The sequence below is a fragment of the Mucilaginibacter sp. Mucisp73 genome (assembly GCF_059491465.1).
Genome location: NZ_CP168507.1, coordinates 823,033 through 837,984, shown reverse-complemented (window position 1 = coordinate 837,984; position 14,952 = coordinate 823,033). Strand labels below are relative to the sequence as shown.

The following is a 14,952-nucleotide window of genomic DNA, read 5'->3' as shown; positions in this document are numbered from 1 at the left end:
TATATTTACATTATGGAAAACGAATTGTCAAAAGCCGAGCGCACGCGCCAGTTCATTATCGAGCGTACCGCATCTATATTTAATAAAAAAGGCTACGCAGGCACTTCCCTGTCTGACCTTACAGGAGCTACAGGCCTTACCAAGGGCAGTATTTACGGCAACTTTAAAAACAAGGAAGAAGTAGCCGCTGAGGTTTTTGATTATAACTCGGCCAAAGTGCGTAACCAGGTGCAGGAGCGGATTCAAAAAGCCAAAACTTACCATGATAAGTTACTGGTTTATGCCCAGGTTTATCATAGCTTTTCGCGGGGCGATTTTCCTGCGGGCGGCTGCCCAATATTAAATACAGCAGTTGATGCCGATGATACCAACCCGCTTTTAAAAGATAAGGCGGCAAAGGCTGTTGGGCGATGGAAAACACGGATAGAAACCCTGGTAACCGAAGGCATTGAAGCCGGCGAGTTTAAACCGGGCGTTGATATAACCGAAGTAGCTTTATCAATGATAGCACTGATTGAAGGCGGTATTATGATTGCTAAAGTAACCGATACGCCCGCTAATTTAGATACGGTTTTAAAAAGGGTAAATAAACTGGTAGACGAACTAAAACGGTAAAATAATAGCTATTTAAGAGCTATAAGCTGTTACTTGATTGTTACAATAATTGGATATAACTTTGAAAACAAAAGAAACGCTCCCCGTGTTATCTTCTTTACCAATTATTAATTATGTCGAAAAAGATATTGATCCTTGATGATAGCGAGGATATTTTGGAAGTGATGAAAGATGCTCTGGAAATGGAGCACTATGAAGTTGAGGTACTGAATTATACTGATGACATATGCAAGGCGGCGCTATCAGCCAATGCCGACCTTGTGATTTTGGATTACATTTTATTCGGTATAAACGGTGGCGAACTTTGCCACATGCTAAAAACCAACCCGGCGACGGCGCACATCCCGGTGGTAATGGTATCGGCTTATCCGCGTGTGCTGGAATCATTAGGCAGCTATGGTTCCGATGCTTTTATTGCCAAGCCTTTTAATTTGAGCGATGTTATCGACACAGTTAACCATTGCTTTTTGGCAGCCGGTGATGATGTGGCACACATGGTTTAAAGATTTTTCTTATTGCACTCTTAAACTTACGAAGTTTTAAAAACTTCGTAAGTTTTTCACCATATCCGTTCAGGAAATTTATTCGATCTACCTGAACAAATCAAAACTATACTGCGCTATGCTCCAAAACTCATCAAGCGCGATAATTCTTGGTTTAAAGAAAGAGATCAGCGCAGGCCAGTCCTGCTGGTTAAATATGCTTACGCCGGGTAGGGTTTTAATAATGCGGCTCACTGTTTTACCATACTCATCGGTAGTATGCAACTCCCAGTCCCATTCTTCATCAAGCTGGCTGTTCAGGACATTCTTTAGCTCAACAAACTGATCAAACATCAATTGCTGGATATCAGCATCGGGATGGCTCATTTCAATGGCTATAAAAGCAGATTTTTTATCAGCCTCCATTTTAAAATACAGATACTTGATACCTGTTTTATAGTTAACCCAGTTAGTGCGCAGGCCATTGGCCGAAAGCTGGGGTTTGAGGTATTGCCCAAACGCTGTCCAGAACGCCTGTTTTAGTTGAGTTGCCTGTTCTTTTGAGTACAATTTACCGGGATTGATGAGGGGCAAAAGTAAGGTTTTTAAAATAAACCGTCATCCTGAGTTTGAAACAGGGTGAACGTTGAAGGCGATATAACAAAGGAAGGGCTGTCAGTCTGAGCCTGTCGAAGACTCGTGCGCAGAGGCCTTGCCCACCATGCTTCGACAGGCTCAGCATGACACCCAATTTTAATCTTTTCGCATGTGACCTTCGAAAGACGCACGCTGACACCCCAGGCATAACGCTTTTAATGACTTTCTTCTAACCTTCTTATTACTTATTAAACCCTATCTTTACAATTACCACAATGATATTTTATGGCAAGCTACCAGGTAAACTGTATTGATAAACCCAAAGCATCAAGCACACATGAGCAAATAACCCGCATCGGTTATTACGAATCGTTAGACAGACCAAGAGTAGTGATCTCCGTTGCCGAAGCCATAGCCCGTATCGAAGTTAACAGCCAGGCTTTTTACGTAAGCACCGAGCGGGGTAAAACCTATCTTACTATAGTAAAACCCGAAAACGGCAAAAAACACCTTAAGTCGTTAGCAGATAAGTCGGGTATCGATAACCTGCTAACGCTCGAAGAAGTTTAGATCGCAGAAGTCAAAACCTTTCGCCTTTAACCTTTTTCCTTTCACCTCAAAAACAATCTATTCCTTTTTGTCAACTATGTACGAGGTAATTTTTTTTACCTTGTCATTTTCAAATTCATATATATCCGCATAGTACATAGCCATGTCTTTGCCATTTTTGTCTTTGCACCGAACAAGGCCGTCGACAGCCGCAGTGTTGCCGTCCACAATAATATGCTCCTTGGTTGATGAAACCATTTTTACATCTTCCATGCCGCCTAAAAATTGCTCCACTTCATTCTTCCCGTTCATAATAGTTACGGATGAGCCTTTCATAGTCCATTTTACGTCGTCGGCAAAAAAACTTAAGATCTTTTCAACGTCATTATTATCAAAAGCGTCGATAACCTGCTGTACAATTTCTTTAGTTGCCATGATAGTTTGATTTTGTTTTGAGATAAAGTTAAGCCTAATATGGCCTGGCGAAGAGGGGCAAAAATGCCATTATCGGGGTGTTATATGACTTATATGATTCAAAAAGTACAATTCTTCAATTGATATTATTCCATCACAAATAACCTTCAAATCATTTCTATTATTTATATTGCCTCAAGATAACCAACCTTAACATGATCAATAAACAGCCGGTAGTTCAAAGCCCCAGTACCTTCCTGAAAACTATATCAATAATCCACCTCGCTCTGATAGCCGGACAAATTATGTTTGCCGCAGTAACTTTCATGATAACTAACAAAACAACTACTGGGCAGCGCGATAACGTGTTCATTTATGTTGTACCCATAATGGCCTTTACTGGTCTTGCCATAAGCAATATATTATTTAAAACAATGGTGAGCAAAATTGACGGCCAAAGTCCGTTGAAGACTAAACTCGCTGCTTATCAATCTGCATTGATCGTGAGGTTTGCTTTATTAGAGGGGCCTTCCCTTTTTGCTATTGTGAGCTTCATGCTAACCGGCAACCTGATTTTTTTGGGCATATCCGGAGCTATCATAGCCTACTTTATTTATCTGCGCCCGACAAAGCAAAAAATTGAAAATGATTTAAATTTAGGGTATGAGGAAAAGGCAGAACTTGATGGTACAGGTAAAGTTTATTGATAACAATTCATTTAAACAATTCTCAATCAGATAAATATGATCAATACCTATTTTGACCAGGACACCTATGAAAACGAGATAGACCTTGAAACCAATGAGGATGTGTTGCAAAGGATATATAATGACGGCGTAGCACCAACAGACGAATTACCAATAGAATTTTTCTTCCTTACGGATAGTCAAACAAAGGCCTATGATTTCAGGAATCATCTTCAGGAAGCATTCCCGACTTATCAGGATATTGAAATATCTGATTACGAAGGTGACTTTGAAATTTCAGGTACTACCGAACCTATCAAAATGGAGTTGCAGGCTATTAATGACTGGAATTCGACAATGTGGAATACTGGCTATAAATTCGATTGCAGACTGGATGGATGGCAAGTTGGAACATAATAGGCATCAGAAGTTAAAACTTTCTCTTTCTATAATAAAAATCATGTCATTGCGAGAGTAGCGCGGCAATCTCGTAGCCAATGTATATCGAAGACACATAGCTACGAGATTGCTTCGTCGTTTCTCCTCGCAATGACACGGTTTTTAAAACAACCTTTCCAACTGATTTGCATCCTCCGAACACTTATGGCCGATACATAACCCGGTTAATTTGTGAGTACGTCATAAAACTAATAGCGTAATTCAATCCAAATCGTGAGATTTGCGCTAACCAACTCAAGCCTGATATATGTATCCCGAACTCATCAACCACATTAAACGATATGTTCAGCTATCAGAGGCTGATGAGGCAACCATTTGCAGACATTTTGAGCCTAAGAACTTTAAAAAGAAGGAATTCATCTTAGAACCTGGCAAACTTTGTGTTGGTAACTATTTTGTAACCAAAGGCCTGGTGAGGCAATACTTTGTTAATAACAAACTTAATGAGCAAATCATCCAGTTTGGTTTGGAAAGTTGGTGGATTGCCGATCAGGATAGTTTGCTCAACCATCAGCCGGCTACCACCTATATTCAAACTATTGAAGCTTCAGAAATGCTGTTGCTTACCGAAAAGAACCGTATAGCATTATTTGAAGCGGTTCCGCAGATGGAAAGTTATTTCCGGATCATGATGCAAAAAGCCTTTGTTGCGTCGCAACGGCGTATTGGATATATTTTTAACCAAAACGACGAGGAGCGTTACCGTCACTTCACCGGTTTGTTCCCGGCTTTTGTGCAGCGGGTACCCCAATATATGCTTGCTTCCTATTTAGGCTTCACCCCACAATTTTTGAGCAGGTTAAGGGCTAAAAAAATCTGATTTTCTTAAACTCAGTTCATTTTTTGAGGGCATGTTTATCCTCAACTTTGTATTAACAAAAAAGAAAAAAACATGAACCGCTTAAAAATAAACACCGCCGAACCAGCTGGATACAGGGCCATGATCGCCCTTGAAAAATACATTGAAAGCACCGAGTTAACCACTCGTCATAAAGACCTGATCAAAATTCGCGCTTCACAAATTAATGGCTGTGCTTACTGCGTGGATATGCACACTACAGATGCACGCAAAGCCGGCGAAACCGAACGCCGCATCTATAACATCAGCGTTTGGCACGAAGCACCTTTCTTTGATGAGCAGGAACGTGCAATATTAGCCCTTACCGAAGAAGTAACCCTGATCGCCGGCCGCGTATCTGACGAAACCTATAAAAAAGCCGCAGAATTGTTTGACGAAAAATACCTGGCACAAGTGATTATGGCTATCATCACTATCAATGCCTGGAACCGCATTGGTGTAACTACCCAACTTCAGCCGCCACTCGATTAATCCTTTTTAATTTTGTTGTTTTGATTTTAAGCCGCCTGTATTACCGGGCGGCTTTCTTGTTAACTTAAAACTAAGCCGATATCCAGGCCATCATCAACGCCACTTCATAAGTACCTAAAACATTGGCCGGATCATTGGCAATAATTTCGTGCACCTGAGCTTCGTCATCAACAGCCAGGATGCCAAGGCCATACACACCTTTCGGGTCGAAAACCGGGCCAAAGATAAGCACCAGGCCTTCTTTCATTTTCCCTTTCAGATATTCGGAATGAGCTTGCATAATAACGCGTTCGTCATCGGTCATATCGTTAGGAAACGTTGGGCGGTTACCCACCAGCTTTATTACGAAATGCTTTTTCATCCTAATAAATTTAATAATTATTACTGAATGATGTTTAAGGGAATAATTATTGATAGTTATATCTAAATCATTGTAACCTTAAATAATTACTCCTATGACAACAGAAGCAGGTGCAACAGTTGGCAGCGCCAATGACGTGGTGCTTTCCTTCATAAAAGCATTAAACGAAGAAAATTTTGCAGAGGCCCGCAATTGCGTGGCAGACGACTTGAAATTTGTAGGCGTACTTGGCCAGCGCGACGGTGCCGATGCCTATTTTACTGATATGCAGCACATGAAGCTAAAATATGATATTAAACGTGTGTTTAGCGATGGCGATGATGTATGTATCTTTTATGATATTGATATGGACCGCGCCACCATATTCAGCTGCGGGTGGTATCATGTGGTTGATGGTAAGATAAACTCCATCAGGGTAATATTTGATCCGAGACCATTGTTGTAACTGACAGAGCGGTTGAAGACTTACGAAGTTTCTAAAGCTTCGTAAGTCTGGATTTTAGAAGATGGTTACGTTGTATTATATTAATTACTTCCTTTCCCAATTATCCGTACGGAAAGGCGAAGCCGGTAATCCGACGCCATTGTACAACGTACTTACCGGGTTATTGGCCCAGGCGTACCTTACGGCAACGGGGTTTGTAACATCCGGGCTGCTTACTATAACCCTATTGCCTTTTATAACAGCAGTAGCCCAGTAAAACTTTTTATCCTCACCGGCTATGGCGAAACCCTGCATATTGTCGCCTCCCTGTGCTTTTAAACCGCCATCGGTATAATTAAAGCTTAATTCAATTTTATCACCATCAATTTTCTGCGATTTGTACATCGGCCCGGAATAGGACTGTTTTTTATGATAGGTTTTATCAAGCGCGACCAATGCCAGCCTCCGGCCAACTTCCTGTTTATTTTTTGGGTGGATATTATCAGCTTCACCCAGATCGGCAGCTACGGCCATACCTGTATTGGGTAGCTCAAGCGTTTTTGTTTGTGCCTCCCGTAACTCTGCCCATCCTGATGCTACGGGGTCGGCTTCACGTTTTTGCCAGTTAGCTAACTGTACAAAATAAAATGGAAAATTGCCTTCATTCCAAATGGTACGCCAGCCATTTATCATCCCCTCAAATAACTCATTATACTGTCCTGGCCTGCCGGTATTAGCTTCGCCCTGGTACCAGATTACGCCACGGATAGCCATAGGTGTAAGCGGATTGATCATCGCATTATACAACACAGCCAACCGGTTCGGGTTATTGGAAACAGGCATAGGTGGCAGGCTTTTTATATTAAAACCAACTTTATAATCCCAGGTACCGGCTAAGGAGATCTTTTCACCCGATGCTGATACCAATTGCATTTCGTCGGCGCCGTACAGACCGCCACCGCCACCGCTGTCAAAAACCCGCACGGTGATCACCGACTCCCCGGCCTTTACCTTTGCAGCTGGAATAATGTAATTACGCGACTGTGTGTAACCATCCGTAGCGCCTATCTTTTTACTGTTAAAAAATGTTATTTCATTATCATCTATCTTACCCAGGCTAATCTTTACATCCTGCCCGGCCCAGGCTGCAGGAATGATGATCTTTTTACGGAACCAAACAACGCCATCGAAATCTCCTAAACCGCCTTTTTCAAAAAACTGGGGCAGCAACATGCTCCGCCAGCCGGCAGTATCAGGATTAAACGCGTTATTATTGGTATATCCCCAATCAGCAGCGGCGGCAAGTTTGTTCCAAGCATCCATTTTTTGTGCAAAGGTTAATGGCATTTCTGTTTTAGCAGATTCCTGCTGCTGTTTGATCTGTGCGCTGAAAACCGGGTTATTAGTAAGCGTGTTTTCATCGCTCCAGGCTTCGATCATAGTACCACCCCAATTTGAACTGATGAGGCCGATAGGAATTTTAACCTGTTTATTGATCTCCCGGGCAAAAAAATATGCTACCGACGAAAATTCGCCGATAGTTTGAGGCGAGCATACCATCCAGCCGTTATTGGCAACTTTTATATTGGTTTGCGGGGTAAGGCTCGTTGCCTGCGATACCTGTAACAAACGGATCTCCGGATAATTTGCGTTGGCAATTTCTTCTTTATAATTATTTACCTGGCCCCAACCGGCCACGGGCATTTCCATGTTCGACTGGCCCGAGCAAATCCACACCTCGCCTATCAATACATTATTTAATACTACGGGCTCGCTGCCATCAGTTATAGTAACCTGATATGGCCCTCCGTACGACGGCGTCTTGATCTTCGTTTTCCAGTTACCATCAGCATCGGCAATGGTTGTATAGGTTTTATTGTTCCATGAAGAGGTAATGGTTACAGTTTTACCCGCATTCGCCTTGCCCCAAACCCGGGCCATGGTTTTTTGCTGTAAAACCATGTTATCACTAAAAACACCCGGCATGATCACTTTGGCAAATGCACCGGCATTAAGCAATACACTTCCGATTAGTATGGATAAACACTTTTTAAGGTTCATTAATTTAGGTTTAATACGGTAATTATTGACGAATTGACTGGCCCTAAGTTAAGTGTAACTGACAAATTAAAAAACGTCCTGGCAACATTTAATAAACAATTCATTTCTGTAAGGCTAACGAATGCAGCATATCAATGGTCAGTAAGGAATTTGCATTTATAAGTTTCGAAGAATAATGAGAGAAAGTGCCTGGATAAAATAAGCTGGCCCGGAAGGAGAATAAACAATGTGCTATCCCTGGCTAACACATTGTTTTTTTAACTAAAACTGTATTTTACAATGAAAATACTCATTAAAGAACTATCGGGAATATCGTTAGGCAGCATTAAACGCTGCCTGCTATGTTTAAATTATACCGTAAATTTTTCAGCAAAAACACATCGTTAATCCAATCAACCGGACACAGCCGTTAACATCTTCATATTTTAAGAAGACGACTTTGATAGGGTTATTGTTACAGGATGGGATATTTTTTTCAATACTGATAAGTTTAGGGTTGATGCAAAACTAAACATTTCGTTAATAAAAAGATTAAGAAGGATGTAAAAAAGGTGTTTTTTACCTATTAATTAATATAAAGATTATAAGTTACAGTTACCGGCACATGCAATTTGGCGGATATAACCACATCTTTTTACCATTTTTTAAGCCCGGCCATCATTAACTATGTTATAGCTTTTAGCTATCCGCTTATAGAATTAATTGATTGTGATTGTTGCTATTAACATCCTACTTTTATAAAACTTAATACCCAACGGCGGTTTAAGCAGTCTATTCAATTTATAACTATAATTATGGAAAACGGATCAAATGACATCAGTAAATGCCCGTTTCACAACGGTACAATGAAGCACAATGTTGGCGGCGGCGGTACACGGAACCACAATTGGTGGCCTAACCAGCTAAAGCTTAATATCCTTCGGCAGAACTCTTCACTATCAAGCCCCATGGATGAAGGCTTTAATTATGCCGAAGCCTTTAAAAGCCTCGACCTTGAAGCTGTAAAAAAAGATCTGCACGCGCTTATGACCGATTCGCAGGATTGGTGGCCGGCAGATTTTGGCCACTATGGCGGCTTGTTTATCCGCATGGCCTGGCACAGTGCCGGCACCTATCGTGTAGGTGATGGTCGTGGAGGTGCCGGAGCAGGCTTGCAACGTTTTGCGCCGCTTAACAGCTGGCCCGATAACGTAAGCCTTGACAAAGCCCGCAGGCTGCTTTGGCCCATTAAACAAAAATATGGCCGCAAAATTTCGTGGGCCGATCTGATGATCCTTACAGGAAACATAGCACTTGAATCAATGGGTTTTAAAACCTTTGGCTTTGCCGGCGGCCGCGAGGATGCCTGGGAAGCAGATGAATCGGTATACTGGGGTTCAGAAACTACCTGGCTGGGCGGCGATATCCGTTACGCACATGGTTCGCCGGGTGTGCAGGAAGGTCATGGTGTACTGGTATCAGATGATGATGCCGATGGCGATATTCATACACGAAACCTCGAAAAACCGCTTGCAGCCGTGCAAATGGGCCTGATTTACGTAAACCCTGAAGGCCCCGATGGCAATCCTGATCCTATCATGGCAGCTAAAGATATCCGGGATACCTTCGGCCGGATGGCGATGAATGATGAAGAAACCGTTGCATTAATTGCAGGCGGCCACACTTTTGGCAAAACCCACGGTGCTGCATCTGCAGATAATGTGGGGAAAGAGCCCGAAGCTTCTGACATTGGCGCACAGGGCTTTGGCTGGCATAACGGTTATGGCTCAGGCAAAGGTGCCGATACTATTACCAGCGGCCTGGAAGTAATCTGGACCACAACCCCTACCAAATGGAGCAATAACTTTTTCGAAAACCTGTTTGGCTTTGAGTGGGAATTAACCAAAAGCCCGGCCGGCGCGCACCAATGGGTAGCTAAAAACGCCGAAGCTATCATCCCCGATGCTTATGATGCTTCGAAAAAGCATTTACCAACTATGCTCACCACCGATCTTTCTTTAAGGTTTGATCCTGCATATGAAAAGATATCAAGGCGATTCCTGGAGAACCCTGATCAGTTTGCGGATGCTTTTGCACGCGCATGGTATAAATTAACACACCGCGATATGGGGCCAAGAGCACGTTACCTTGGTGCCGATGTGCCTGAAGAGGTATTGCTTTGGCAAGACCCTATCCCGGCTGCTGATTATGCGCCGATAGTTGAAAGCGACGTTGTTGCTTTAAAGGGAAAGATACTGGCATCAGGCTTAAGCGTATCTGAGTTGGTTTCAACAATATGGGCTGCTGCTTCTACCTTCCGCGGTACTGATAAACGCGGTGGTATAAACGGTGGCCGCATTCGCCTGGCCCCGCAAAGGTACTGGCAGGTAAACAACCCAACCCAGTTGCAAAAAGTATTGAGCGTACTTGAAGGCATCCAAAAAGAGTTTAACGGTGCTCAAACCGATGGCAAAAAAGTTTCACTGGCCGATCTGATTGCGCTGGCAGGAAGTGCTGCCGTTGAAAAAGCAGCGAAAGATGGGGGTCATCATATCACCGTTCCGTTCACTCCGGGCCGTACCGATGCTTCGCAGGAGGAAACTGATGTAGAGTCATTCGGTTACCTTGAGCCGGCAGCCGATGGATTCCGCAATTATCGTAAAACAAAACATCCTGTTTCTACCGAAGAATTGCTGATTGATAAAGCGCACCTACTCACCCTGACCGCTCCTGAGTTAACCGTATTGTTAGGTGGTCTGCGTGTATTGAACATTAATTTTGACGGATCGAAACACGGCGTATTCACCGCGCGCGAAGGTGTGCTTAGCAACGATTTTTTTATAAACCTGCTTGATATGGGCACTGCATGGAAAGCCACAGCTGCCGATAGAGAACTTTACGAAGGCAGCGACCGTGCTACCGGTGCAATAAAATGGACAGCAACCCGCGCCGACCTTGTGTTTGGCTCCAATGCCGAACTAAGAGCTATTGCCGAAGTATACGGAAGCGCCGACGGACAAGACAAATTTGTAAAAGATTTCGTTGCCGCCTGGACCAAGGTAATAAACCTTGATAGGTTTGACCTGGCTTAATATTAAAGCCAGCGCTGCAAAACAAGTATAGCGTTGGTAAAAAATGGGTGTCATGCTGAGCTTGTCGAAGCATGGCGGGTAGGGCCTCTGCGCGTCCTTCGACAAGCTCAGGATGACAGTCCCTCTACACCTAATGTCATTTATAAATACAACTGTGAGCTATTACTTTACGTGTTTAACATGTAAAATAATAGCCACAGTTTTTTAATTAAAAATCCGGGTAAATGTAAATAGCGCCCCCGCTTCCCCGGTTTGTCTTTAAATTAATTTATAGCTGTTAGCGTTGTGCTTTCGGCCTTTAGCTTCATTAAATTAATTCCATATAACTATAGTCAATGTTGGTTGTAATTGGCGAAAAGCGCTTCATCATTTCTTCGGCTTTGTTCACCATATTTTTTGAGCCGATGAAGATCCCCGAACGCTGATGAAGTTCTGTAACCTCCAGGTCCAAAATACGTTCGTATCCGTTACTGGCTTTGCCTCCGGCCTGTTCAATGATGAACGCCATGGGGTTACATTCATAAATTAAACGCAGTTTCCCTTTGGGATCGCTGGCATTGGCCGGGTAAATAAAAATCCCGCCTTTTATCATATTCCGGTGCAGGTCGGCCACCATCGATCCGATATATCTTGCTTTAAACGGCCTGTTTGTTGAAACATCTTCAACCTGGCAATATTTGATATATTTTTTCACACCATCAGGAAAATGGGAATAATAACCTTCGTTTATAGAATAGATGACACCATCATCAGGGATCCGCATTTTGGGGTGCGACAGGCAAAACTCACCCAGCGAAGGATCTAACGTAAAACCGTTTACCCCTTTGCCTGTTGTGTAAACCAACATGGTTGATGAACCATAAATCACATATCCCGCGGCTACCTGCTCGGTACCCCTTTGTAAAACATCTTTAATGGTAGCCCTTCCCTCTGTTGTTGTTCTGCGGTAAATAGAAAAAATGGTGCCCACGCTCACATTTACATCAATGTTAGACGAGCCATCCAGGGGATCTATCGCTACAATATATTTAGCATTTTTTGAGACCTCACTGTCGATATCAATATATTCATCACTTTCTTCGGATACTACAATACAACATTCGCCGCCGTGTTGTAAGGCCGATATAAACTGTTCATTGGCAAAAACATCCAGCTTTTTCTGGCTTTCTCCCTGTACGTTTACCGAACCGTTATCGAGGCTCAGATCAGCCAATCCTGCCCGGTTAACCTCCCTGTTAACAACCTTTGCCGCAATGCCTATATCTCTCAGCAACCTGGATAGTTCGCCTTTGGCGTATGGAAATTCTGCTTGGTTTTCGATGATAAATTGGCCTAAAGTTTTTACCGCTTTCATATAAATAAAATTTTAATATTAGTACCGCTACCCGGATTGAGTAGCGGCTTTAGCATTAGTTAATAAATCGTTCGTATCAGGCAGATAGGCAGAGCCGTTTTGCCGCTTCAATCTCATCCTCTATTTTCCTGATAGCCATTACGGTTTTAAAAAATGAGTCGGGAGTAACGGAGATGCTGTCAATCCCTTCTTCTACCAGGAACTGGGCAAAATCAGGATAATCGGATGGCCCCTGCCCGCAGATTCCCACTTTCACGCCTTTTTTCTTTGCAGTTTTTATTAACGATGAGATCATGAACTTCACCGCATCATTACGCTCGTTGTATAAGCCCGCCACTAAAGACGAATCACGGTCGAGCCCCAGTACAAGCTGGGTTAGGTCGTTAGAGCCAATTGAAAAACCATCTACATGATCGGCAAATTGTTCGGCCAGGATCACGTTCGACGGAACTTCGGCCATCAGATAAACTTCAAGCCCGTTTTCCCCGCGTTTCAGGCCATACTCGTTCATGGTTTCGTATACCAATGAAAGTTCATTCACTGTGCGGCAAAAAGGGATCATCACCACCACATTATCAAGGCCCATCATTTCGCGTACCTTCTTAATAGCTTTACATTCCATCCCAAAAGCATCTTTATATACTTTTGAATAATACCTGGACGCTCCCCTCCAACCGATCATTGGATTTTCCTCATTCGGTTCGAAATACTTGCCGCCGGGCATATTATAGTATTCATTGGTTTTAAAATCCGAGAAACGTACAATTACTTTATTGGGATAAAATGCAGCGGCTATCTTGGCTATTCCGTAGGATAACTTTTCAATAAAATAAGCTTCTTCACTCTCATAACCCAGCATAGCTTCCTCAATATGGGCGGTCAACGAAGCATCATTCAGGTTTCGGTGTTCGAGCAGGGCCAACGGGTGAATTTTTATATAATTATTGATAATAAATTCCTCCCTGGCAAGGCCTACACCCTTTCCTGGATAATGCGCATAATTAAATGCTATTTCAGGCGATCCGATATTCATCATCAGCGGGGTTTCAATTTCAGGCAGGTCATTAAGATCATGTTCCCGCTTAGTAAACGCTACTATGCCGCTGTAAATAATTCCGGCATCTCCCTCTGCACATGAAGCGGTTATTTCATCACCGGTTTTCAGGATGGTAGTCGCGCATTCGCAGCCAACTATAGCCGGAACGCCTAACTCCCGGGCAACAATGGCAGCATGGCAAGTTCGCCCTCCTTTATTGGTGATGATAGCTGATGCTTTTTTCATTACCGGTTCCCAGTCAGGGTCGGTCATGTCGGTTACCATGATATCGCCGGGTAAAAAGTTGATTTCGTGGATATTTTGCTTCCCGATACCGGTGAGATTATGCACTTTGCCTGTCGCTATTTTATCGCCAACAGCGATACCTTTCAGCAGGATCTTGTCTGCTCTGTCCGGATCATTAATGCGAAATTCGGTAAGTAGGTTTACCTGCTTGCGGGAGTGGATGGTTTCGGGCCTTGCCTGTACTATAAACAACCGACCGCTGATCCCGTCTACAGCCCATTCAATATCCATAGGGCACCATTTGCCTTTCAATTTGGTGTAATAGGCCTCAATAATAATTACCCAGTTACTCAATTGGATGATCTGATCATCCGACAGGCAAAACCTTGAACTTTCTTCAACCGGGGTGTCAATGATTTTTACGGCAGCTTCCCCGGTGTTTCCGTAAATCATTTTTTGATGCTTTTTGCCTAACTTTTTTTCAAGGATAGGCCTGAAACCACTTTTTAGCAAAGGCTTATAAACGATAAATTCGTCGGGATTAACCGATCCCTGTACCAGCATTTCGCCTAAGCCGTACGATCCGTTAATGATAACGGCATCTTTAAAGCCGCTTTCTGTGTCAAGGGAAAACGCAACCCCCGAAACCCCTTTATCTGAGCGCACCATTTTTTGAACACAAACAGAAAGGCCGACATTAAAGTGATCATAATTAAATGATTCCCGGTAGCTGATTGCCCTGTCGGTAAATAATGAGGCAAAGCAATTCTTTATCGCTGTTAATAGGCTTTCTTCTCCCCTGATATTTAAATAAGTGTCTTGCTGGCCTGCAAATGATGCATCGGGCAGGTCTTCAGCAGTAGCCGATGAGCGGACTGCAACGTCGGCTGCATTATCTGCATATTGGATCAGCAGATCCTTATAAGCTTCAAGAATCTCATTCTGCATAACAGCAGAAAACCGGCCGTTTTGTATAAGCTTTCGTATTTTACTGCCACAGGATAACAGAACCTGCAAGTTGGACAGGTCTTTATCCTCAAGGATATCCCTGATCATTTTATCAAGCTGATTATCTGCAATGAACTGGTAATAAGCCTTACTTGTTATGATAAATCCATCAGGAATATCAATACCAAACTGCGATATGTTCTGCATCATTTCTCCAAGCGATGCATTTTTACCTCCTACTAACTCAATGTCACTTATCGAAGCTTCAATAAGTTTCATAGTAAACTTCTTTTCCTTCATGGTTCAAATTTTATAAAAC

The 14,952-nt window shown here is 42.9% G+C and carries 15 protein-coding genes; 9 read left to right on the top strand and 6 right to left on the bottom strand.

Annotation, left to right across the window (positions count from 1 at the left end; translation table 11 throughout):
- The first annotated feature begins 12 nt into the window (after positions 1-12).
- Together ACEN82_RS03755 and ACEN82_RS03750 are read left to right on the top strand one after the other, a co-directional pair.
- Positions 13-615: a TetR/AcrR family transcriptional regulator gene (locus ACEN82_RS03755; RefSeq protein ID WP_413321632.1), complete on the top strand. Its 603-nt coding sequence runs from the start codon at positions 13-15 to the stop codon at positions 613-615.
- 113 nt (positions 616-728) lie between these two features.
- Entirely contained in the window at positions 729-1,118 is a 390-nt protein-coding gene (locus tag ACEN82_RS03750; RefSeq protein WP_413321631.1) for a response regulator, read from the top strand.
- Positions 1,119-1,205: 87 nt separating this feature from the next.
- On the opposite strand, the gene ACEN82_RS03745 is transcribed toward ACEN82_RS03750, so the two are convergent.
- Positions 1,206-1,691, bottom strand: coding sequence for a DUF4268 domain-containing protein (locus tag ACEN82_RS03745; RefSeq protein ID WP_413321630.1), 486 nt, complete (start codon positions 1,689-1,691; stop codon positions 1,206-1,208).
- Between the two features lie 288 nt (positions 1,692-1,979).
- Here ACEN82_RS03745 and ACEN82_RS03740 point away from each other — a divergent pair, with 288 nt between their 5' ends.
- Complete coding sequence (locus ACEN82_RS03740) at positions 1,980-2,264, top strand: DUF3892 domain-containing protein (protein ID WP_413321629.1); 285 nt, start codon at positions 1,980-1,982, stop codon at positions 2,262-2,264.
- 57 nt (positions 2,265-2,321) lie between these two features.
- Here the strand turns inward: ACEN82_RS03740 and ACEN82_RS03735 are convergent, their stop codons facing one another.
- Positions 2,322-2,678: a nuclear transport factor 2 family protein gene (locus ACEN82_RS03735; RefSeq protein WP_413321628.1), complete on the bottom strand. Its 357-nt coding sequence runs from the start codon at positions 2,676-2,678 to the stop codon at positions 2,322-2,324.
- Positions 2,679-2,872: 194 nt separating this feature from the next.
- On the opposite strand from ACEN82_RS03735, the gene ACEN82_RS03730 reads away from it, so the two are divergent.
- The 4 genes from ACEN82_RS03730 to ACEN82_RS03715 all read left to right on the top strand — a co-directional run bounded on the left by ACEN82_RS03730 (position 2,873) and on the right by ACEN82_RS03715 (position 5,132).
- Positions 2,873-3,364, top strand: a complete 492-nt coding sequence (locus tag ACEN82_RS03730) for a hypothetical protein (protein WP_413321627.1) — start codon at positions 2,873-2,875, stop codon at positions 3,362-3,364.
- A gap of 36 nt (positions 3,365-3,400) precedes the next feature.
- Complete coding sequence (locus tag ACEN82_RS03725; RefSeq protein ID WP_413321626.1) at positions 3,401-3,760, top strand: ribonuclease E inhibitor RraB; 360 nt, start codon at positions 3,401-3,403, stop codon at positions 3,758-3,760.
- A 289-nt stretch (positions 3,761-4,049) separates the two neighbouring features.
- Positions 4,050-4,622: a Crp/Fnr family transcriptional regulator gene (locus ACEN82_RS03720; RefSeq protein ID WP_413321625.1), complete on the top strand. Its 573-nt coding sequence runs from the start codon at positions 4,050-4,052 to the stop codon at positions 4,620-4,622.
- Positions 4,623-4,694: 72 nt separating this feature from the next.
- The gene (locus tag ACEN82_RS03715; RefSeq protein ID WP_129571325.1) at positions 4,695-5,132 is read left to right on the top strand and encodes a carboxymuconolactone decarboxylase family protein; all 438 of its coding nucleotides are present in this window, start codon (positions 4,695-4,697) and stop codon (positions 5,130-5,132) included.
- A 70-nt stretch (positions 5,133-5,202) separates the two neighbouring features.
- Here ACEN82_RS03715 and ACEN82_RS03710 read toward each other — a convergent pair whose 3' ends face one another.
- The gene (locus ACEN82_RS03710) at positions 5,203-5,493 is read right to left on the bottom strand and encodes a YciI family protein (RefSeq protein WP_413321624.1); all 291 of its coding nucleotides are present in this window, start codon (positions 5,491-5,493) and stop codon (positions 5,203-5,205) included.
- A gap of 94 nt (positions 5,494-5,587) precedes the next feature.
- On the opposite strand from ACEN82_RS03710, the gene ACEN82_RS03705 reads away from it, so the two are divergent.
- Positions 5,588-5,938 (top strand): nuclear transport factor 2 family protein, encoded by a 351-nt coding sequence (locus ACEN82_RS03705; RefSeq protein ID WP_112652862.1) that lies wholly within the window; start codon positions 5,588-5,590, stop codon positions 5,936-5,938.
- A gap of 84 nt (positions 5,939-6,022) precedes the next feature.
- On the opposite strand, the gene ACEN82_RS03700 is transcribed toward ACEN82_RS03705, so the two are convergent.
- Positions 6,023-7,978 (bottom strand): sialate O-acetylesterase, encoded by a 1,956-nt coding sequence (locus ACEN82_RS03700; RefSeq protein ID WP_495644067.1) that lies wholly within the window; start codon positions 7,976-7,978, stop codon positions 6,023-6,025.
- 794 nt (positions 7,979-8,772) lie between these two features.
- On the opposite strand from ACEN82_RS03700, the gene katG reads away from it, so the two are divergent.
- Positions 8,773-11,049: a catalase/peroxidase HPI gene (gene katG / locus ACEN82_RS03695; RefSeq protein ID WP_413321621.1), complete on the top strand. Its 2,277-nt coding sequence runs from the start codon at positions 8,773-8,775 to the stop codon at positions 11,047-11,049.
- Positions 11,050-11,356: 307 nt separating this feature from the next.
- Here katG and fbp read toward each other — a convergent pair whose 3' ends face one another.
- Together fbp and ppsA are read right to left on the bottom strand one after the other, a co-directional pair.
- On the bottom strand, positions 11,357-12,403 hold the full coding sequence (fbp, locus tag ACEN82_RS03690) for a class 1 fructose-bisphosphatase (protein WP_413321620.1): 1,047 nt from the start codon (positions 12,401-12,403) through the stop codon (positions 11,357-11,359).
- Between the two features lie 76 nt (positions 12,404-12,479).
- Entirely contained in the window at positions 12,480-14,933 is a 2,454-nt protein-coding gene (gene ppsA / locus ACEN82_RS03685) for a phosphoenolpyruvate synthase (RefSeq protein ID WP_413321619.1), read from the bottom strand.
- Positions 14,934-14,952: the final 19 nt, after the last annotated feature.